The sequence below is a fragment of the Pseudomonas sp. TS_SC_3 genome (assembly GCF_056156225.1).
In genome coordinates, this window is sequence record NZ_CM149586.1 from 2,553,020 (window position 1) to 2,574,332 (window position 21,313).

Sequence of the window (21,313 nt, forward strand, 5' to 3'; positions counted from 1 at the left end):
TGCGAGCGCCTTGTTTATGGGCATTTAAAAAATATTTTCTAAAAGTTAATTTAATCTTGGAACTATCAGAAAGCCCGACGACTCAGACCCGAGGTAAATGATCTCTTCATCGCCTAAGCGGCATGAAGAACAGCCCAACGCTAATTCGCAGACCGCCCTCTGTGCGGGCGCACTTAGCCAGGCAAAAGCTTATGTCACTTAACGGAATAGGTACTACGGCGTAAACAACTGCATTCGCTACAAGCCAGAGCCCGCGTGGCGATCAGCCAAATTTTAATAAGGGCGCGCCTTATATAAGCCCCTCCTGCACGCTGTTATTAGTGCCTACTTAGTTACGCTCAAATTAATGCATTCGTGCATTTTGCAATGCGCTTACCCCTGGCGACGGCATATAGCCGCGCCCTGATTGTGTAATAAATAAACGAGGTTAGTGCGATGCGAATTAGTATTTTCGGCTTAGGTTATGTCGGCGCTGTTTGTGCAGGTTGTTTGTCCGCACGGGGCCACGATGTTATTGGCGTGGATATCTCATCCACTAAAATAGACCTTATCAACAGCGGCAAGTCGCCCATTGTAGAACCCGGCCTCGAAGCGTTATTACAACTGGGTAAAACCAGTGGTCGCTTGCGCGGCACCACCGATGTGGCCGAGGCCGTAAGTGCCAGTGAAGTGTCATTTATCTGCGTGGGCACACCCAGTAAAAAGAACGGCGACCTGGAATTAAACTACATCGAAGGGGTGTGCCGCGAAATCGGCATGGCCATGCGCAATAAGCCGCAACGGCACACCGTGGTGGTGCGCAGTACCGTGCTGCCGGGCACGGTTAAAAACGTGGTTATTCCGATCCTTGAAGACTGTTCGGGCAAGAAAGCCGGTGTCGATTTCGGAGTGGCGGTAAACCCGGAGTTTCTCCGCGAAAGCACGGCGATTCAGGACTATGACTTCCCGCCCATGACCGTGATCGGCGAGCTGGACCAGGCCTCCGGTGACCTGTTGCAAAGCATCTACGAGGAGCTTGATGCGCCGATCATCCGCAAGGACATCGATGTGGCCGAGATGATCAAGTACACCTGCAACGTCTGGCATGCGACCAAGGTCACCTTTGCCAACGAGATCGGTAACATCGCCAAGGCCGTGGGTGTGGATGGCCGCGAAGTGATGGATGTGATCTGCCAGGACCACAAACTCAACCTGTCCAAGTACTACATGAAGCCCGGCTTTGCCTTCGGCGGTTCCTGCCTGCCGAAAGATGTGCGCGCCCTCTCCTACCGCGCCGGCAGCCTCGACGTAGAGGCGCCCCTGATTGGCTCACTGATGCGCAGCAACGTGGTGCAGGTGCAGAACGCCTACAACATCATCGCCAGCTACGACAAACGCAAGGTGGCCCTGCTCGGTTTGAGCTTCAAAGCCGGCACCGATGACCTGCGCGAAAGCCCGCTGGTGGAGCTGGCCGAGATGCTCATCGGCAAAGGTTTTGACCTGAGCATCTACGACAGCAACGTTGAATATGCGCGCGTGTACGGGGCGAACAAGGAATACATCGAAGCGAAGATCCCGCATGTGTCCTCGCTGCTCAACAGCGACTTCGACGCAGTGGTCGATAACGCCGAGGTCATCATTCTCGGCAATGGTGACGGACGCTTTGCCGCCCTGGCGCAGCAAGCCCTGGTTGGCAAACACGTAGTCGATCTGGTCGGTTTTATGCCCACGGCCTCACGCGCCGGCAGTGAAGGCATTTGCTGGTAAACACCGCGCCATAAGGAACCTGCAGCGCCACACCGGGTGTTGCGCTGCAGGCGTTAACCAGTCGCTACTTAACGATGGACACCCCATGGACAAGCTCAAAGCGAGCCTTAGCCAGGCCGGCGGTTGGCTGTTATACCTGACAGTGCTGATGGCCTTAGCCCTGGCGCTACCCGCGACGGTCTTCAGCCCTGAGTCGCGCGATTTCATCTTGTTGCTCGGCGCAGTGGGCATCTGGCGTTACTCCATGGGCGCGCTGCATTACGTGCGTGGCATGCTGTTTCTCTATGTGCTGTTCCCGCACTACCGGCGCAAGGTCAACCGGCTTGGCAGCGCCGCCGACCCGTCCCATGTGTACCTGCTGGTCACCAGCTTTCGCATTGATGCGCTGACCACCGCCCAGGTCTACCGCTCGGTGATTGAAGAGGCCAGCAACTGCGGTTACCCCTGCACCTTGGTCTGCTCCATCGTTGAGTTGTCCGATGAGTTGCTGATCAAAAACCTCTGGGGCCGGCTCAACCCGCCCGCCCAGGTCAAACTGGATTTCGTGCGCATACCTGGCACCGGTAAGCGTGACGGCCTGGCCCATGGTTTTCGCGCGATTTCCCGGCACATGCCGGATGAACGTGCAGTGGTCGCGGTCATCGATGGCGACACCGTGCTCAGCCCCGGCGTGATTGGTAAAACCGTCCCCTTCTTCCACCTGTTCAATAACCTCGGCGGGCTCACCACCAACGAGTTCTGCGAGGTACGTGGCAGCTACATCATGAGCGAGTGGCACAAGCTGCGCTTCGCCCAACGCCACATCAACATGAGTTCCATGGCGCTGAACAAACGCGTGCTGACCCTGACCGGACGCATGTCAGTGTTCCGCGCCCAGGTGATCACCGACCCCGGCTTTATCGCCGACGTGGAAAACGACCACTTGCAGCATTGGCGCCTGGGTAACTTCAAGTTCCTCACCGGTGATGACAAATCCAGCTGGTTCAGCCTGATGCGCATGGGTTACGACACCTTCTACGTGCCGGATGCCGCCATCAACACCGTCGAGCACCCACCGGAAAAGAGCTTTATCAAGGCCAGCCGCAAACTGATGTTCCGCTGGTACGGCAACAACCTGCGGCAGAACGCGCGGGCCCTGAGCCTGGGGACCAAGCGCCTGGGTTGGTTTACCAGCCTGGTGCTGTTCGACCAGCGCCTGTCCATGTGGACCAGCCTGCTTGGCCCCTGCGTGGCGATCATCGCCACCCTCAAATACGGCTTCGCTTACATGCTGCTGTACATGTTCTGGATCGGCCTGACTCGCCTGCTGCTAACCCTGCTGCTACTGGCCTCTGGGCACCGCATTGGCCCGGCCTTCCCGCTGATTCTTTATTACAACCAGATCGTTGGCGCGATGGTGAAGGTGTACGTGTTCTTCCGCCTCGACCAACAGTCCTGGACCCGCCAAAAAACCAAACTCAACCGGGATCTGGCGAGCTTTCAGCGCTGGTTCAACACCTGGTCGTCACGAACCATGACCTTCTCTGCCGCCAGCGTTTTTGTAGCTGCCTTGATGTGGGTGGTGTGAAGGCGCGGCAGTGCCCGCCTTACCTATCCCGTTCGACCATTTATGACCCAAGGAAATAACCATGAGCGCAGTCGTAAACCCCGTTAGCGGCATCAGCACCCCCAACAGCAACGTGGTGCATGAGGCCGAGGCCCAGCGCCAACACGCCCGCCTCAAGCTGCCAGCCAAGGTGCGGTTCCTCAACGCCGATGGCAAAGCCATGGAATTGCCCCTGCTGGATTTATCCGCCGGCGGTTTCAGCCTGGAAGCCAAAAACGGCCAACTGGTCGAGGGCAAACACTACAAAGGCAAACTGCTGTTTGAGGTCGACGGTATCGGCTTCTCCATGGCGATCAACTTCCAGGTTCGCTCCTTGGACGAGAACCGCGCCGGCTGTGAGTTTCACAACCTGCGCCAACGTGAAATTTCCGCCCTGCGCCACATCATCAGCAGCTTTATGAGCGGCGAACTGATCAATGTCGGCGACCTGCTCAACACCCTGCAGCGGGAGAACTTCACCAAGGCGCGCGGGCGTAAGCAGGACGACACCGGCGGCCTGTTTTCGCGGATCAAAGCCATCACCGTCAGCCTGTTGGTGTTCCTGGTCGGCGTGGCCGCGTGCAGCTATGTGCTCTACCAGTTGTATGACATTTACTTCATTACCCACGCCGACTCGGCCCAGGTTGTCACCGCCGGGCAAGAGGTGTCGATGCCGCGCGAAGGCACCCTGCAAAGCCTGGTCGAGGTCGGTGCTGTTGTCAGCAAGGGTGCCCCGATCGCCAGCTTCTCCGCCAGCATGCTCGATGCGCTGAAAAACGTGCTGCCGGAAAGCGAGATGACCACGGAAAACCTCGAGCGCCTGTTCAGCAAAAATATTCAGGGCACCCTGACCAGCCCTTGCGAATGCCGCGTGGTGGCGCAACTGGTGGGTGATGGCCAACTGGCCAGCAAAGGCGCTGCGGTGTTTATCCTAGCGCCGCTGGACAGCGTCGCCAGCGTCGAAGCGCGCTTTCCCTACCGCGCCTTTGACGAACTGCAACCAGGCACCGAAGTCACCTTCCTGGTGGGCGGTGAACACACCCCACGCAGCGGCGTGATCAGCTCGATGGCGCTGCAAGACGGCGGCCTGGCCTCAGACATCCGCGTGATGATCACCCCTAAACTGCCGCTGGACATCGCCCTGTCCAAGCGCCCGGTGGATGTTCGCATCCAGCCGCTGGGCGGCCTGTGGACACGCACCACCATGGCCATTGGCAAATGAAGCGGACCAGCCCCCTGCTTGTGCCACTGCTGGGGTTGGGCCTGCTGACCGGCTGCGCCGGCAGCTTGCCCGACCTTGATCTGGGCAAGCAGGCCAAAGCCGGCGGCGACCTGAGCGCGGCCGCTGCCAACTTTCGCCCATTGGCCGAGCGCGGCTATGTCGATGCGCAAATTGGTTTGGCCGATGTGCTGATTCGCAGCGCCTCGGCGCAAGAGCAGGCGCAAGGCGAAGCCCTGTATCGGCAGGCGCTGACGCAATCGCCATTGGCCGCGCCGCGCCTGGGGAAATGGCTGGCGAACAAGCCCGTGAACAGCCCGCAGGAGCGAGCCGAAGCCACCCGCCTGCTGCGTCAGGCCATCGCCAGCGGCGACCACAGCGCGCTGCTGCCCTGGCTGCGCGTGCAGCTGCAAGACCCGCAGCAGCTCAGCGGCACCGCACTGGAGCAGCAACTCAGCGCATGGCAACGCCAAGGTATAGGCGAAGCACAACTGGGCAAGATCGAGCTGTACCGGGCCCGTGGCGACTACGACCAGCACCTTGAAGAAATCCAGGCCACCTGCGAACGCTGGTTGGCGCAGGTCAGCGAGTGTTATGTCGAGCTGGCCAGCATCTATCAGATCCAGGCTAACCAGGCCAAACAACAGGCCCTGCTGGAGCGCTTGCAACGCGACTACAGCGCTGCCCGTGTGCCGCCCGAACGCCTCCAGGCCGTGGCTAAAGTATTGGCTGACAGCAGCCTGGGCCAGCCCGACCCCGAGCACGCCAAAGCGCTGTACCTAAGCCTCACTGAGGTTTACCCGGATGCCTGGCAGAGCCTCGGCGCCTTGCTGATGCAGTACCCCGAGCTGGGCGATGACAGCGTGCTACGCGGTTATCTGCAACAGGGTGTAGCGGCCGGCTCAACCCGCGCAGCGCTGCTACTGGGGCAAGTGCTGATCAAAGGCCGCGCGCTCCCCGCCGACCCACAAGCCGCCGAACGTTACCTGCTGTTGGCGGCGGCCGATCAACCCAAGGCGAATTTGGCCCTGGGCAAGCTGTACAGCAGCGGCCAGCTGGGTGAAATCGATCCGCAAAAAGCCCTCGAACACCTGCTGATCGCCGCACGCGGCGGTGAGATTGCGGCCGACCAGGCCTTAGCCCAACTGTTCGGCGATGGCCGTGGGGTGACGATCAACCGCGTCTACGCCTACAGCTTCGCTCTGCTCGCCCAGCAACACGGCTTGGCCTACGGCCAGGTGTTGGTCGAGCGCTTGGGGAGCCAGCTGCAACCCGCTGAAAAAATTCAGGCCCAGGCCTTGCTCACCCGCGAGCTTGAGGCCCGTGGCACACCGCCCCTCAGCCTCAGCCAGGCGGCACTCTCCGCGCAGGAATCGCTATGACTCGCCACCCGCAAATCCCGGTTTTATTGCTTTGCACCGCCAGCCTGCTGAGCAGCCCCTGGCTGATGGCTGCGCCGCTGCCAGCGGGTGTGTCGGCGGGGGTCAATATGAAACTCACCGCTCAAGCCCTGGATGATCAAGACCTGGGCAGCCGCGACGGCGGCGACTTTACCGGCGCCGGTATCAGTGCGCGGCCCTGGGTTTATGGCCTGAAAGACAGTTGGAGCGCCTACCTGCTGGGCGAGGCGTTTCTCGCCACCGACGTGATTGAATCCAACCCCCGCGAGAGCGACATCGCCGCCAACGACGTGCGCAGCCGCGATAAGCAGTTTGTCGCCCTGCACGAATTTTGGGTCGACTACAGCGGCCTCACTGCTTACCCCGGTGAATCTCTGCGTGTGGGTCGGCAACGCCTGCGCCGCGACGACGGCCTATGGTGGGATAACAATATCGAAGCGCTGCGCTGGCGCTTCGACACCACCTTGCTGACCGGTCACGTGGCCGTTGCACAGCGCTTCAGCGACTACCGCAGCGACCTCGACGAGCTGGCGCCACAAGACGAAGAGCGCCAGCACCTGCTCGCCGATATCAACTATCAATGGCAGCCCGGTCACTGGGCGGGGTTAAAGCTGCACCACAGTGATGACAGCGACAACCTGGCCAGCACCGGCGAGCGCATCGACACCCTGAGTAAAACCTACAACGGCCAATTGACCTGGCTTGGCGCCGAACTCAATGGCGAGTTCTACAGCGCCCGCCCGTTGGCCCCGCTTAGTTATTGGGCCAGCGCGACCTGGCTCAGCGGTGAAATCGACAGCCTGCGCAGCACCACGGTCGGCGACCAGCGCCTGGTGGTCGGCCAGAACAGCCAAGACCTCAACGCCTGGGCCGTCGACCTCGGCCTGCGCTGGAATATCGATGAGCACTGGCGCGTCGGCAGTACCTATAGCCGCGCCAGTGGGGGCGCCAGCGCGAATGACTCTGAGCAATTCGTGCAAACCGACCTGCAGAGCAACCGTTCCAACTTCACGGGCACCAAGGCCAGCCTCAACCGGTTTGGCGAAGCCTATCGCGGCGAGCTGAACAACCTGCAGGCGGTCAGCCTGTTTGCCGGTTTGATCATTGATGAGCACTACGACGCCAGCCTGGTTTACCACCGCTTCTGGCGCGTGGACGCCGAGCAAACCAGCGCCAACGGCCTGCAAGCCGAACTGCAGCCAGGGGAAAAAGACCTCGGCCAGGAAGTCGATCTGGTTTTCACCCGTTACTTCAACAAGGGCCAAATGCCGGCCCAGTTGGGCTGGCTGGGCGCTCAATCGGCCCTGGTGCGGTTTCGCGGTGGGGTGTTCTTCCCCGGTGATGCCTTCGCCAGCAACAGCGATTCAAGCATGTACCGCGCGGTCGTCGATGTTGTGTGGCGCTACTGAACAGCATGAAGCGCATCCAGGAGGTGAAGAGCATGTATCTACATAGCAAGAGCGCAAGAACCCGCATCGGCCTGGTACTGACCCTGCTCAGCGGCCTGTTGAGCTCGCAGGCCTTGCAGGCTGCCACACCAGCCCTGCAGAGCTATGAGGTGTCGAGCACACCGATAGACGAGCTACGCCAGGCGCCGCCGCAACTGCCGGACTTGGCGCCCTACAACGCTGAGGCGGTGAACGCCAAGATTCACACCAGCCCCACAGGCCGCGCGGGCATGCAGCGCATGATCGGGCTCAACCCGCTGGTCGAGTTCACCGGTGGCGATGAACGCCTGCGCGTGTGGGTCAAGCGCCAGGGTGAGATGCCTCAGGTCATCGTCATCGACGGCGGTTATGTCACCCCCGCCGACCTGGCGCGCCAACTGCCGGCCAAGTACTTCGAGCAAACAGAGCCCGGGGTGTACCTGGCGCGCCGGCCGATCCTGGTCAACCCGGGCGCGACCCTGCATATCGACAAACACACCAAGGACCTGCGCCTGTCCAGCGACCACGGCGCCTTTCTGATCAACGACGGCAAATTGTTTATCACTGACAGCCGCCTGACCGCCTGGCGCGAACAGGACAACCAGCAGGACTGGTACCACAAAAAAGGCCAGTTCCGGCCCTTCCTCAATTCCTGGGGCGGCACCGAGACGTACATCGTCAACAGCGTGATTTCCAGCCTCGGCTACACCGCGAGCAAGTCCTACGGCGTGTCCATTTCGCAGTACAGCCCGGCCATGCACCCGATCATGCAGCGCGCCCACCCTACCGGCTGGCTGATCGACTCGATGTTCGATGACATGTGGTACGGCTTCTATTGCTACGAGGCCGACGACGTGGTGCTGCGCGGCAATACCTACCGCAACAACCTGGTCTACGGCATCGACCCACACGACCGTTCGCGCCGGCTGATCATTGCCGAGAACATCGCCTACGGCACGGTGCAGAAGCACGGCATCATCATCTCGCGCGAGGTCAACGACAGCTGGATCTTCAACAACCGCAGCTACGACAACGAGCTGTCCGGCATCGTCATCGACCGCATCAGCCGCAACAACGTGATTGCCTACAACGAGACCTACGGCAACAAATCTGACGGCATCACCATCTACGAAAGCGGCGACAACCTGCTGTGGGGCAACCGCGCGTTCAACAATGGCCGCCACGGCATCCGCGTGCGCAACAGCCAGAACGTTGACCTCTACGAAAACATCGCCATGGCCAACGGCCTGCTCGGTATTTACGGCCATGTCAAAGACCTCAACGGCACCGACCGCGACCTGCAACTCGACCCCTTTGAAATGAAGCTGTCGCTCGAGGTAGTCGGCGGCAGCCTGATTGGCAACCAGTCCGGGGACATCTCGGTGGTCGCGCCGCTGAGCGTGAAGCTTTATCGCCTGCAAATGTTGATGCCGAGCAAACCCAGCGGCGTCGGCATGTTCGGCGCATTGGCCGAGGGCAAGCTAAAAATCCTCGACCTGATGCTGCGGCAAAACAAAGCGGTGCTGGTCGTGCCCGCAGCCAAGTTGGCACAACGTGATAAATGAGGAATTCCCGATGACCCGCCTATCGCTCATCAAGCCCAGCGCCACGCTGGCCGTCCTTGGCCTTGCTATCAGCCTGCAGAACAGCGTCCAGGCGGCTGAGCCGCCGACCTACAGCATTGAGCCGTGCTGCAACATTTGCCCGCAGGCCCTGGAAGACGCCACCTACGACGGCGACATGAACGAGTTCAACAAACTGGTGCAGGGCCAAGATGACTGGCTGTTCCGCACCCGCACCGACCTGATGACCCAGATGGGCACCAGCGCCGACGGTTACAAGCACCTGCAGCGGCTGCGCGACGGCCTGGCCAAGCGCGGCGTCGAGCTGATGGTGGTGTACATCCCCACGCGCGGCATGATCAATGCGGACATGCTCAGCCCGCAAACGCGCCAAGGCTTCGACCTGCAACTGGCCAAAAACAACTACCTGCAGGTGGTGGAGCGCATGCGCAGCATCGGCATCAAGGTGCCCGACCTGACCCCGCTGCTGGAACAACACGGCGATACCAAGCAGCCCTTCTTCTTCAAACGTGACCACCACTGGACCCCTCACGGGGCCGCGTTCACCGCCGAGTTGGTGGCGGCGGAACTGCGTAAGTCTTCTCTGTTCAAGACCATCCCACGCAAAGAATTTGTCAGCCGTAGCGAGGGCCAGAACAACAAGATCGGCTCGCTGAACCAGGCCTTCGGCAAAATCTGCGGCTACAACTACGCCAACCAGTTCGTCACCCGCTTCGTCACCGAACCCAAGGAAGAAAGCAGCGACCTGTTCGGCGACGCCGACGTCGCCGACGTGATCCTGGCCGGCACCAGCTTCAGTGCGCCGCAATACAACTTCGGTGGCTTCCTCAAGGAGAAGGCCGGGGTGGATGTGGACAACCGCTCGATCAGTGGCGGCGGCTTTCACAGCGCCATGCTGCAGTACCTCGGCAGCCAGGATTTTCAGGACAACCCGCCGAAGATTTTGATCTGGGAAATCACCAGCTACTACGACATCTCCATGCCGCTGTTCTACCGCCAGATCATGCCGATGCTGGCCGACGGCTGCCGCGCTACCCCCGCCGCGCTGAGCAACAAGGTCGCCCTGCATCCTGGCCGCAACGAGGTGCTGATCAACAGCCAAGACCTGCCCTTGCGCAGCAAGGACTATCTGGTGGATGTGCAGTTTAGCCAGGCCAATGTCATGGAGCTGCGCAGCTCGCTTTGGTACATGAGCGGCTCCCGGGAAAATCTGCTGATTTCCCGCAACCAGCAGGTAGAGCCCGACGGGCGCTTTGTTTTCGGCCTGCGTGACGACCCCGAATGGGCCGGGCAAACCCTGCTCTCGATGGAAATTGAGGTGCCTGCGGATATGCCCGCCGGGCTCAAGGTTGAAGCCACCCTCTGCACGCGCCACCCCGCCAACCAAACGGCGCAAGCCGACTAGGCCCGAGGCACGCGGCCGGCCCTGAGTGATCAGGGCCGTCACCCATTCAAGGAAGGCGCAGCGCCATGGTTTTCTCCTCCAACGTGTTTTTGTTTTTGTTTTTGCCGGGGTTTCTCGGCCTGTATTACCTGTGCGCCAACCGTTACCGCAACCTGCTATTGCTGCTCGCCAGCTACGCCTTTTATGCCTGGTGGCGGGTGGACTTCCTTGCCCTGTTTATCGGCGTGACGGCCTTCAACTACTGGCTGGGCCTGCGCATAGGCAATGCCGGTGTGCGCACCCGCCGCTCCCAGCACTGGATGTTGCTGGGGGTGGTGGGCAACCTCGGGGTGTTGGGTTATTTCAAGTACGCCAACTTCGGCGTAGCCAATATCAACACCGCGCTGCAGGGCATGGGGTTTGAGCCTTTCGTTCTAACCTCGGTGCTGCTGCCGATTGGCATTTCCTTCTACATCTTCCAGTCGCTCAGCTACCTGATCGACGTGTATCGCGGTGACGTCGAGGCCACCACCCACCCCATCGACTTCGCCGCTTTTATCGCCCTGTTCCCGCAGCTGATTGCCGGCCCAGTGCTGCGCTACAAGGACCTGGTCGACCAGTTCAGCGACCGTACGCACAGCTACGACAAGTTCAGCGAAGGCGCCAGCCGCTTTATGCAAGGCTTCGTCAAAAAGGTGTTTATCGCCGACACCCTGGCACCCATCGCTGACCGCTGCTTCGCCCTGGCCAACCCCAGCACCGGCGATGCCTGGCTCGGCGCCCTGGCCTATACCGCGCAGCTGTATTTCGACTTCTCCGGTTACAGCGACATGGCCATCGGCCTGGGCCTGATGATGGGCTTTCGCTTTATGGAGAACTTCCGCCAGCCCTATATCAGCCAGTCGATCACCGAGTTCTGGCGGCGCTGGCACATCAGCCTGTCCACCTGGCTGCGCGATTACCTCTACATCAGCATGGGCGGCAACCGGGGCAGCACCCTGCAGACCTACCGCAACCTGTTTCTGACCATGCTGCTCGGCGGCTTCTGGCACGGCGCCAACTGGACCTTTCTGATCTGGGGCGCCTGGCACGGCATGTGGCTGGCCATTGAGCGGCTGTTCAATGTCGACGCCGCGCCCAAGGTGCTCAACCCGCTGAAATGGATCTTCACCTTCTTTCTGGTGGTGCTCGGCTGGGTGATCTTTCGTGCGGAAAACCTCGACATTGCCTGGCGTATGTACAGCGCCATGTTCAGCCCCGACCTCTTGAGCAGCAGCGCCTGGCGCCTGTCGGAACTCAACAGCGCACAGCTCACCAGCCTGCAGGTCACCACCCTGATCCTGGCTTACGGGGTGATGGCCTGGTTTGGCCTGCGCCAGTTCTACCCCCGCGAGCCGGGCAAATGGAGTGCAAGCCTCAGCAGCCTCAGCCAGGTGCAACACAGCAGCGGCATCGCGGTGCTGGATTACCGCGCGCTGGCGCTGCGCGTGGGCCTGCTGCTGCTGTTCCTGCTCTCGGTACTGAAACTCTCGGCGCAGAGCTTCTCGCCCTTTCTTTACTTCCAATTCTGAGGAGGCGACGTGAACAGAACCGCCACGATCGGCTACAGCCTGGCCTTTATCCTGCTCTTACTGGGCTTGGCACTCAGCTCGCTGCCGGCGCTGCTGAGCTTCTCAGCGGCCAAGAACACCCCGGTGCTCAGCGGCCAGCTGGCGCAGGCCTTCGAGAAACACTACGACCAAACCTTCCCGCTCAAGGCCTTCGGCACCAACCTGTGGGCGGCTATCGACTACAGCCTGTTCGATGAGGGCCGCCCCGGGGTGGTGGTCGGCCGCAGCGACTGGCTGTTTACCGACGAGGAATTCAAGCCCGCCGCCCTGCCCCATCAAGTGCAGGACAACTGGGCGCTGATCGAGGCCGTACAGGCCGAACTCAAACGCCGCGACATCGAACTGGTGCTGCTGCTGTTGCCCGCCAAAGCCCGCCTGTACCCGGAAAAACTCGGCAGCGCACGCCCGGTGGCCGCACACAGCCAACTCTACGCCGAGGCGCTGGCGCGCATGCAGCATGAGCATTTGCCGGGGCCCGACCTGCTGCCGGCCTGGCACCAAGCCAAGCGGCGCGCACCGGTATTCCTGCGCACCGACACCCACTGGACGCCCTATGGTGCTGAAGTCGCGGCGCAAAGCCTGGCCGCCTACCTGTTCGAGCGCGGCAGCCTGCAACCCGGCGCTGAGCGCTTTGTCACCGCGCCCGGCAAAACCCTGACGCACAAAGGCGACCTGCTCAGCTTCCTGCCCCTGGAGCCCTACTTCGCCGGCCTGCAACCGCCCAGCGAGCAACTGCAACAACGCCAAACCGCCCTCGCCGAGGGCCAGGACGACAGCAGCGCCGCCGCGTTGTTCGACGCGCAGCCGAGCCACTTGGCCCTGGTGGGCACCAGCTACAGCGCCAACCCGAAATGGAACTTTGCCGGGGCGCTGAAACAGGCCCTGGGCAGCGACCTGCTGAACTTCGCCGAAGACGGCCACGGCCCGCTGGTACCGATGCTGCGCCTGCTGCAACGCGACCCGGCGCAAAACGCTGATTTGCGCCTGGTCATCTGGGAGTTTCCGGAGCGTTACCTGCTGCTGCCCAGCGACCTGTCCAGTTTCGATGCCGCCTGGCTGCAGCGCTTAAAGCAAGCCAAAGACAGCGGCGGCGCCCCACGCCTGGCGCATGTCGCGACCGGCACCCGTGGTGCTGCGCAATGACGATGCACACCTCTATCCGCACACAAGGAGATAACTTATGAACCTGCACACTGTCCCTTACCGCCGCGCGCTCAGCGCACTATTGCTCAGCCTGGTGGCCGGCGCCGTTCTGGCTGATGAAGCCGCGCTCTATGAACCCAGCGCGCCGCCAGGCTCGGCGTTTGTGCGGGCCTTCAATGCCGACACGCAAAGCCTTGATGTGCGCGTGGGCACGGTCAGCCTGAACGATATCGGCAGCCGCGACAGCAGCGATTTCAGCTACCTACCGGCTGGCAGTTATAGCCTGAGCACGGGCAGCAAAACGCTCCCCGTCAAACTGGCCGGCGAGCAGTACTACACCCTGGTGCAACTGCCTGGCGGCGCGCTCCAATTGCGTGACGAGCCACCGTTCAGCGGCAAGCAAAAAGCCCTGCTGCGCCTGCAAAATCTTTCGGACAGCCCGCTTACGCTAAAAACTGCAGACGGTAAAACCGATGTCATCACCCCGGTAGCCGGCAAGGCCAGCGGCGAGCGCGAGATCAACCCGCTCAAGGTGCGCCTGGCGCTGTTTTCCGGCACCCGCAAAATCAGCGACCTTGAGCCCCTGGTGCTCGAACGCGGGCAATTGGTTTGCCTGTACGTCACGGGGAGCGGCAGCAACCTGGTTGCGACCTGGGTGAAAAGTGCGCAGACGGCCAACTGATCATGCGCCAGAGCAGCGCTGTTTTATCGCCCGCCTGGTTTCTCCGCGCCGCCCTCGCCAGCGGCGCGGCCCTGGTGCTTTTGCTCACCGGTTGCGCAGCGCCCAGCCTGCAGCCGCCGCCGGGCTATTTGCGCGCCGTGGCGCAGGTGCAAGATAAGCCCCGCGCCTGCCCTACTCGCCCGCAGCCCTACACCGGCAAGCTGCAGTTCCCCAGCAAATATGCTGGCTCAGATAGCGCCCGCGATCAGGTCAACCCCAAGGCGGCGCAGCGCTACCGCGAGCTGACCGACAACGTGCGCCTGCTGGAAAACGGCGTAAACAAGCTGGTTGGCCGCTACCTGGACACAGGCCAGCCGGACGACCTGGCCTGCGTCATCCGTTGGTTGAACGATTGGGCCGAGGCCGATGCGCTGCTCAGCACCTCGTATAACCACACCGGAAAATCGGTGCGCAAATGGGCACTGGGCAGTGTTGCCGGGGCTTATCTACGGCTTAAATTCTCCCGCTCGCAACCGCTTGAACAGTACTCCAGCGAAGCACGCACCATCGAAAAATGGCTGGGCAAACTGGCCGACCAGGTGGTGCTGGACTGGAACGCGCAACCCATGGCGCGGCGCAATAACCACCAGTACTGGGCCGCCTGGTCAGTGATGGCCAGCGCCGTGGTGCTCGACCGCCGCGATCTTTTTGACTGGTCTGTCAGCCAATACCGCCAGGGCATGAGCCAGGTCGACAAAGATGGCTACCTGCCCCTGGAACTGTCACGGCAAACCCGCGCCCTGGCTTACCACAACTACGCCATGGGCCCACTGCTGATGGTGGCGGCCTTCGCCCAGGCCAATCACCTCGACCTGCGTGAAGACAACAACGGTGCGCTGCAACGCATGGCGCAACGCCTGGAAGCCGGCCTTAAAGACCCTCAGCTATTCAGCGCCAAAGCCGGCTACCCGCAAACCCTGGATGACCTGCAAGACAACAGCCGCTTCGCTTGGCTGGAGCCTTACTGCGCGCTGTACACCTGCTCGCCGGCCACCGACGCCTGGCGTCGCTCCCTGCAACCGTTAACCACCTACCGGCTGGGGGGAGACGTAACCCAGCTATTTTCCGAGCAACTGCCTTGAGTGACAGCCCTTTGCATTTTCGCCCTGCGCTACATCCGTTGCGCAGGGCGACGGGATACAGCCTTAAACGGATATTAATGGAGCTCACCCTATGATCCCGGTAATCCTCTCAGGCGGCAGCGGTTCGCGACTCTGGCCGCTTTCGCGCAAGCATTATCCCAAGCAGTTTCTTGCTCTCACCGGCACCGACACCCTGTTCCAGCAAACCCTCAAGCGCTTGCGCTTCGACGGCATGCAGGCCCCGGTGCTGGTGTGCAACCAGGAACACCGCTTTATCGTTCAAGAGCAGCTGAAAACGCAGAAGCTGGAAACCCAGGCCATTCTGCTTGAGCCCTTTGGCCGTAACACCGCGCCAGCTGTAGCGATCGCCGCGATGAAGCTGCTCGCTGAAGGCCGCGACGAACTGCTGCTGGTACTCCCCGCTGACCACGTCATGGAAAACCAAGCCGCCTTCGAAGCCGCCCTGCAACAGGCCCGCAAGGCAGCCGAAAACGGCGAAATGGTGCTGTTCGGCATTCCCGCCAGCCGCCCGGAAACCGGCTATGGCTACATCCGCTCGATGCCGGATGACAGCCTGCCGCGAGGCGTGGTGCGGGTGCAGAGCTTTGTCGAGAAACCCGATGAAGCGCGCGCCCGTGCGTTCGTTGAGTCCGGTGATTACTTCTGGAACAGCGGCATGTTCCTGTTTCGCGCCAGCCGCTACCTGGAAGAATTGAAGAAGTACGACACCGACATCTACGACACCTGCCTGCTGGCCCTGGAGCGCAGCCGCATTGAAGGCGACACCGTCAATATCGACGCGGCCACCTTCGCTTGCTGCCCTGACAACTCGATCGACTACACGGTGATGGAAAAAACCACCCGCGCCTGTGTGGTGCCGCTGAATGCCGGCTGGAACGATGTCGGCAGCTGGTCATCGATCTGGGACGTACATGCCAAAGACGCCTGCGGCAACGTGCTGTCCGGTGACGTGGTGGTGCACGACAGCCACAACTGCCTGGTGCACGGCAACGGCAAACTGGTCTCGGTCATCGGCTTGGACAACATTGTGGTGGTGGAAACCAAAGACGCCACCATGATCGTGCACAAGGACCGCGTGCAAGAGGTCAAGCAAGTGGTCAACCAACTCGACGCCCTGGGCCGCAGCGAAACCCAGAATCACTGCCAGGTCTATCGCCCGTGGGGCTCCTACGACTCGGTGGACATGGGCGGGCGCTTCCAGGTTAAGCACATCTCGGTCAACCCCGGCGCCACCCTGTCGCTGCAGATGCACCATCACCGCGCCGAACACTGGATTGTGGTGTCTGGCACCGCCGAGGTGACCTGCGATGACAAGGTGTTTCTGCTCACCGAAAACCAGTCGACCTACATCCCCATGACCTCAGTGCATCGCCTGAGCAACCCCGGCAAAATCCCCCTGGAGATCATCGAAGTGCAGTCCGGCAGCTACCTGGGTGAAGACGACATTCGCCGTCTGGATGATGTTTACGGGCGCAGCCAAGCGACTGCCATCAGCCTGGTCAGCGTTTAACCAGCCACGCCAGCCCACGCGGCTGGCGACACCACGCGTCGGCCCTGCCATGCGCGCCTTGGTTGATAAGCACCCGCTTGGCAACCAAGGCCATTGGGCCGCAACACCCCTTAACACCCCGCAGCGCCAGCGCCCCTGAACCTTCCAATTGCCTTGAAAATAGCCGAGGCCGCCTGGCTGAATGCCAAACGCCCAAGCCGAGGTAGTTTGGCAACGGCCTGTTAGAATCGGCGCAGACTTTCAGGAGCACAGCTTATGTTGATGGTGATTTCCCCCGCCAAGACCCTTGATTACGAAACGCCACCGGCCACCCCATACTTCACCCAGCCGCAGCACCTTGAGCATGCTCAACTGTTGATTGATCAGCTGCGCGATTTCAGCCCAGCGCAAATCGCTGAATTGATGCACCTGTCAGACAAACTCGCCGGCCTCAACGCCGCGCGCTTTGGCAGCTGGCAACCCGCTTTTACCCCGGAAAACGCCAAGCAGGCACTGCTGGCCTTCAAAGGTGATGTGTACACCGGCCTGAATGCCGACGACTTCAGCGAAGCCGATTTCGACTTTGCCCAACAGCACCTGCGCATGCTATCGGGCCTGTATGGCGTGCTGCGCCCGCTGGATTTAATGCAACCCTATCGCCTGGAAATGGGCACTAAACTGGCCAACGCGCGCGGCAACACCCTCTATGACTTCTGGGGTGAACGCATCAGCGGCTGGCTCAACGACGCGCTCGACGCCCAGGGCGACAACGTCCTGCTCAACCTGGCCTCCAATGAGTACTTCAGCGCGGTGAAACGCAAAGCGCTGAATGCGCGGCTGATCAATACCGAGTTCAAGGACCTGAAAAACGGCCAGTACAAGATCATCAGCTTCTACGCGAAAAAAGCCCGTGGCCTGATGGCGCGCTACGTAATCAAGGAGCGCCTGAGCGACCCGGCCGGTCTTAAAGACTTCAACTACCAGGGCTATCGTTTTTCGGCGGAGCACTCCAAGACTGATAGTCTGGTGTTCCTGCGTGACGACCCCGAGGCCTGAGTGATGCTGATTGGCGTAATCCTGGTACTGAGCTGGCTGATCCTGCTGACCCGCTACCCAAGCAAAGCCCTGCCGGTTTCGCTGGCCGCACTGGTCGGGCTGGGCCTGGTGGCCAGCTGGGTGCTGTGGCAGGAAAGCCGCGACAACCGCGACCTCGCCCGCCTGGAATTACGCCTCGACTACGCCCCGGGCAGCTGCCCGGCGGATCGTCCGCTGGCCCTGGCCTTGAAGAACGGCAGTGACGCCGCCCTGCTTGAGCTGCAGTGGCAGATCGCCGCCTACCGCCCTGGCGACAGCGTCAACCTCGCCGAACGCCTCTACGAAGCCCCGCGTTATAGCGGCCCCGGTGAATTACTGCCTGGCGCCGATTGGCAAACCTGCCTGCCGCTGCCCACTCTGCGCAGCGGCTATCGTGCCAGTACCCTGGAGTTTCGCGCCGAGCGCCTGCAGGGCCGTTTCAACCGCTAAGCCCTCTCTATAAGAACAAGGAAGAAGGAAACCCACATGAGCCAACCCAGTGTTTTGATCACCGGATGTTCCAGCGGCATTGGCCGCGCCCTGGCTGATGTGTTCCAGCAAGCCGGTTATCAGGTTTGGGCCACAGCGCGTAAAGCCGAGGATGTGGCGGCCCTCAGCGCAGCAGGCTTTAACGCGGTGCAACTGGACGTCAACGATGGTCAGGGCTTGGGCCAACTGGCCGAACGCCTGAAAGCTGAGATCGGCGGCCTGGATGTGCTGATCAACAACGCCGGCTACGGCGCCATGGGGCCACTGCTCGATGGCGGCGTTGAGGCCATGCGCAAGCAGTTTGAAACCAACGTGTTCTCGCTGATCGGCGTGACCCGCGCACTGTTCCCGCTGCTGCGCCAGAACAAAGGCCTGGTGGTGAATATCGGCAGCGTCTCTGGCGTGCTGGTCACCCCGTTTGCCGGCGCTTACTGCGCCTCCAAAGCCGCCGTGCACGCGCTGACCGATGCCCTGCGCATGGAGTTGGCGCCCTTCGCCATTGAGGTGATGGAAGTGCAACCCGGCGCGATTGCCTCCAGCTTCGGCGCCCAGGCCAGCCAGCAAGCCGAACAGCTGATCGATGAAGCCTCGCCCTGGTGGCCCATCCGCGACGGCATCCGCGCCCGCGCTAACGCCTCGCAAGACAACCCCACCCCCGCCAACCACTTCGCCCGCAATGTGCTGGCAGCCGTGCAAAGCACATCGCGCCCCCTCCTAGTGCGCATCGGCAACGGCAGCCGCGCCCTGCCGCTGATGGCCGCTCTGCTGCCCAAAGGCCTGCTGCAAGGTATTTTAAAAAAACGCTTCGGCCTTAATCGCAGCCTTTAGGAAGCCTTGCCCATGCCCGAAGAAAACCGCAACCCTTTAGCAATCCGCCACCTGGCAATCGGCGGCGTGGTGGCGGTCAGTGTACTCAACCTGCTGCTGCGCACCTTCGCCAAACTCCCCGGCGTGGTGACGACCCTGCTGGTCGCCGCGATCGTGGCAGGCGGCATGGCGTTGTGGTTCCACTGGCAACATAACCGGCGCCCACTGCCCAATGAGCGCCGGCGGCTGCTCGCGCTGTATGGCGGCATCCTCGCGCTGCTGTACTTAGGTTTGCTCGGCCTGATGTGGCTAAAAGATGAACCCGGTCCGATGGGGTTGGTGATCTTCGGGCTGCACTATTTTTGCTACCCGCTACTGGCGTGGCTGGTGCTGGCCAAGTGCAAAGACTAAGCGCACGCCACAGCCCATACGCTGAAACCCTACGCGGGACATGAGTTGGGTGGACAACGCGAAGCTTGTCCACCCGCAACCGCGATCGATCCGCCTTAACGCTTGATGGTCTTCAGCAAATCATCCGGGGTGATATAGCCCACCGCGCCGCCCATGCTTGCCGCGCTGCCCGGTTGTGGCTGATGCAGGATATGGCCCTTCATCTTGCCGATGATGTGCATCTCGCACGGCTTGCAGTCGAACTTCAGGGTCAGCACTTCGTCCTGATGGATCAGCTGCATGTCCGAGACCTTGGTGCGTACGCCGGTCACGCCCTTGGCCTGCTTGGGGCACAGGTTGAAGGAGAATCGCAGGCAGTGCTTGGTGATCATCACCGGCACATCGCCCGCCTCTTCATGGGCCTCGTAGGCGGCGTCGATCAGTTGCACACCGTAACGCTTGTAGAAAGTGCGCGCTTTGTCGTTGTAGACGTTGGCGAGGAAGGTCAGGTGCGATTCTGGGTACACCGGCGGCGGCACGCTAACCGGTTTGCGCCCGCCGCGCGGGTGAGCGGCGACGCGGGCTTGGGTCAGGGCTTCGATGGCTTCGCGGCGCAGGGCCTTGAGTTGCGAGCCGGGGATAAACGGCACCGCCTCACAGTCAATCTGCGCGCCACTGCTGTAGTAAATCGTGGTGCCCAGTTTGCTCAAGCCATCGGCCAGTTGCTCGCGGGCTTGCTCGGCGTCCTTGGCGGCGGCAAACGGCCCAACCAGGCTGACGCGGGCGCTGATGCCCTCCTCACTGGTGACGCTCACATTCAACTGATCGCCCTGCACGGCCAGCTGCCAGTTCACCGCAACACGGCGCTCGGCCGAAGTTTTTTGCAGGGCCTGCTGCCAGTTGTGGTCGAGATTGCGGTTGAGCGGCTGCTGCGGGCGCGCGCGGTGCATGGCTTCGGGCATTTCATTAGGCTCGACGCGGTAGCGGTAGCGCTTCTCGCCGTCTTCTTCAAACTCGCCTTTGAGTTCGCAGATGTTGCTGCGAAAGCCCACCACTTCGCGCTTGATCAGCACGTTCAGGCCATCACCGTTGGACAGCGGCGTGTCGGTCACGGCGATCAGGTCGCGCTTGTTCACCTTCTCGATATAACCCACCGCCAAGCCGGTAAAGGTCGGCGAATCGAATGCGCCGATGTCCACTTTACGGTCGCTGACGAAGTAATCCGTGCTGCCGCGGTGGAAGGTTTTGTCGGTGTCCGGGGTGAAGAAGTGCTCGGTGCGACCGCTGGCGGCGCGGGCCAGGTGCGGGCGCTGTTCGAGAATCGCATCCAGCTCGCGGCGGTAGTGCGCGGTGATGTTCTTCACGTAGCTCATGTCTTTGTAGCGCCCTTCGATCTTGAACGAGCGCACGCCAGCATCGACCAGATAAATCAGGTTGTCGGTCTGGTTGTTGTCCTTCATCGACAGCAGGTGCTTATCAAACGCCACCACGCGGCCCTGATCGTCTTTCAGGGTGTACGGCAGACGGCAGGCTTGCGAGCAGTCACCGCGGTTGGCGCTGCGCCCGGTTTGCGCGTGGGAGATGTTGCACTGCCCGGAGAACGCCACACATAGCGCACCGTGGATAAAGAACTCGACCGCCGAATCGACGTTGCGGCAAATGTTGCCGATTTCTTCCAGGTTCAGCTCGCGGGCCAGCACCAACTGGGAGAAGCCGGCGTTGTCGAGGAAGCGAGCTTTTTCCAGGGTGCGGATGTCGCACTGGGTGCTGGCATGGATCTCGATGGGCGGCAGATCCATTTCCATCACGCCCATGTCCTGCACGATCAGCGCATCAATGCCCGCCTCGTAGAGCTGCCAGATCATCTGCCGCGCCGGCTCCAGTTCATCCTCATGCAGGATGGTGTTGAGGGTGACGAACACCCGCGCATGGAACAGGTGGGCAAACTGCACCAGCTCGGCGATATCCGCCACGCTGTTGCTGGCGTTGTGCCGCGCACCGAAACCAGGGCCGCCGATGTACACGGCATCGGCGCCATGCAGGATGGCCTCTTTAGCAATGGCGGTATCGCGCGCGGGGCTCAGCAGTTCGAGGTGGTGCTTGGGCAGGGACATGGTTTCGCTATCGGGCAGTCAATCAGGCC

The 21,313-nt window shown here is 61.4% G+C and carries 17 protein-coding genes; 16 read left to right on the forward strand and 1 reads right to left on the reverse strand.

The genetic code is table 11. The annotated features are described in order from the left end of the window. Positions 1-435 precede the first annotated feature (435 nt). The 16 genes from AC0J6G_RS12345 (at position 436) to AC0J6G_RS12420 (ending at position 19,191) form a co-directional block, all read left to right on the forward strand. Positions 436-1,746, forward strand: a complete 1,311-nt coding sequence (locus AC0J6G_RS12345) for a nucleotide sugar dehydrogenase (RefSeq protein WP_475248109.1) — start codon at positions 436-438, stop codon at positions 1,744-1,746. Positions 1,747-1,831: 85 nt separating this feature from the next. Continuing rightward, complete coding sequence (locus tag AC0J6G_RS12350) at positions 1,832-3,313, forward strand: glycosyltransferase family 2 protein (RefSeq protein ID WP_475248111.1); 1,482 nt, start codon at positions 1,832-1,834, stop codon at positions 3,311-3,313. 61 nt (positions 3,314-3,374) lie between these two features. Next, positions 3,375-4,553: a PilZ domain-containing protein gene (locus AC0J6G_RS12355; RefSeq protein ID WP_475248113.1), complete on the forward strand. Its 1,179-nt coding sequence runs from the start codon at positions 3,375-3,377 to the stop codon at positions 4,551-4,553. Further along, entirely contained in the window at positions 4,550-5,932 is a 1,383-nt protein-coding gene (locus AC0J6G_RS12360) for an alginate biosynthesis protein AlgK (RefSeq protein WP_475248115.1), read from the forward strand. The genes AC0J6G_RS12355 and AC0J6G_RS12360 overlap by 4 nt, the downstream gene beginning before the upstream one ends. Then, positions 5,929-7,359 carry an alginate export family protein gene (locus AC0J6G_RS12365; protein ID WP_475248117.1) on the forward strand — a complete coding sequence of 477 codons (1,431 nt, stop codon included), beginning with the start codon at positions 5,929-5,931 and terminating at the stop codon, positions 7,357-7,359. The genes AC0J6G_RS12360 and AC0J6G_RS12365 overlap by 4 nt, the downstream gene beginning before the upstream one ends. A 32-nt stretch (positions 7,360-7,391) precedes the next feature. Continuing rightward, complete coding sequence (gene algG, locus AC0J6G_RS12370; protein WP_475248118.1) at positions 7,392-8,942, forward strand: mannuronan 5-epimerase AlgG; 1,551 nt, start codon at positions 7,392-7,394, stop codon at positions 8,940-8,942. A gap of 10 nt (positions 8,943-8,952) precedes the next feature. Continuing rightward, complete coding sequence (locus AC0J6G_RS12375) at positions 8,953-10,365, forward strand: alginate O-acetyltransferase (protein ID WP_475248120.1); 1,413 nt, start codon at positions 8,953-8,955, stop codon at positions 10,363-10,365. 65 nt (positions 10,366-10,430) lie between these two features. Continuing rightward, a complete protein-coding gene (locus tag AC0J6G_RS12380) occupies positions 10,431-11,915 on the forward strand; it encodes an MBOAT family O-acyltransferase (protein ID WP_475248121.1) in 1,485 nt (494 codons plus the stop codon). Positions 11,916-11,924: 9 nt separating this feature from the next. Then, positions 11,925-13,097 carry an alginate O-acetyltransferase gene (locus tag AC0J6G_RS12385; RefSeq protein WP_475248123.1) on the forward strand — a complete coding sequence of 391 codons (1,173 nt, stop codon included), beginning with the start codon at positions 11,925-11,927 and terminating at the stop codon, positions 13,095-13,097. Positions 13,098-13,134: 37 nt separating this feature from the next. Then, positions 13,135-13,779: an alginate O-acetyltransferase AlgF gene (locus AC0J6G_RS12390; protein WP_475248125.1), complete on the forward strand. Its 645-nt coding sequence runs from the start codon at positions 13,135-13,137 to the stop codon at positions 13,777-13,779. Between the two features lie 2 nt (positions 13,780-13,781). Next, positions 13,782-14,900 carry a mannuronate-specific alginate lyase gene (locus AC0J6G_RS12395; RefSeq protein WP_475248127.1) on the forward strand — a complete coding sequence of 373 codons (1,119 nt, stop codon included), beginning with the start codon at positions 13,782-13,784 and terminating at the stop codon, positions 14,898-14,900. 91 nt (positions 14,901-14,991) lie between these two features. Further along, positions 14,992-16,431, forward strand: coding sequence for a mannose-1-phosphate guanylyltransferase/mannose-6-phosphate isomerase (locus tag AC0J6G_RS12400; RefSeq protein WP_475248129.1), 1,440 nt, complete (start codon positions 14,992-14,994; stop codon positions 16,429-16,431). A gap of 255 nt (positions 16,432-16,686) precedes the next feature. Then, positions 16,687-17,466: a peroxide stress protein YaaA gene (gene yaaA / locus AC0J6G_RS12405; RefSeq protein WP_475248130.1), complete on the forward strand. Its 780-nt coding sequence runs from the start codon at positions 16,687-16,689 to the stop codon at positions 17,464-17,466. Between the two features lie 3 nt (positions 17,467-17,469). Next, the gene (locus tag AC0J6G_RS12410; RefSeq protein WP_475248132.1) at positions 17,470-17,934 is read left to right on the forward strand and encodes a multidrug transporter; all 465 of its coding nucleotides are present in this window, start codon (positions 17,470-17,472) and stop codon (positions 17,932-17,934) included. Positions 17,935-17,970: 36 nt separating this feature from the next. Then, positions 17,971-18,801 carry an SDR family oxidoreductase gene (locus AC0J6G_RS12415; RefSeq protein WP_475248134.1) on the forward strand — a complete coding sequence of 277 codons (831 nt, stop codon included), beginning with the start codon at positions 17,971-17,973 and terminating at the stop codon, positions 18,799-18,801. Positions 18,802-18,813: 12 nt separating this feature from the next. Further along, entirely contained in the window at positions 18,814-19,191 is a 378-nt protein-coding gene (locus tag AC0J6G_RS12420; RefSeq protein ID WP_475248136.1) for a hypothetical protein, read from the forward strand. A gap of 95 nt (positions 19,192-19,286) precedes the next feature. Here AC0J6G_RS12420 and AC0J6G_RS12425 read toward each other — a convergent pair whose 3' ends face one another. After that, the gene (locus AC0J6G_RS12425; RefSeq protein WP_475248138.1) at positions 19,287-21,284 is read right to left on the reverse strand and encodes a peptidase U32 family protein; all 1,998 of its coding nucleotides are present in this window, start codon (positions 21,282-21,284) and stop codon (positions 19,287-19,289) included. Positions 21,285-21,313: the final 29 nt, after the last annotated feature.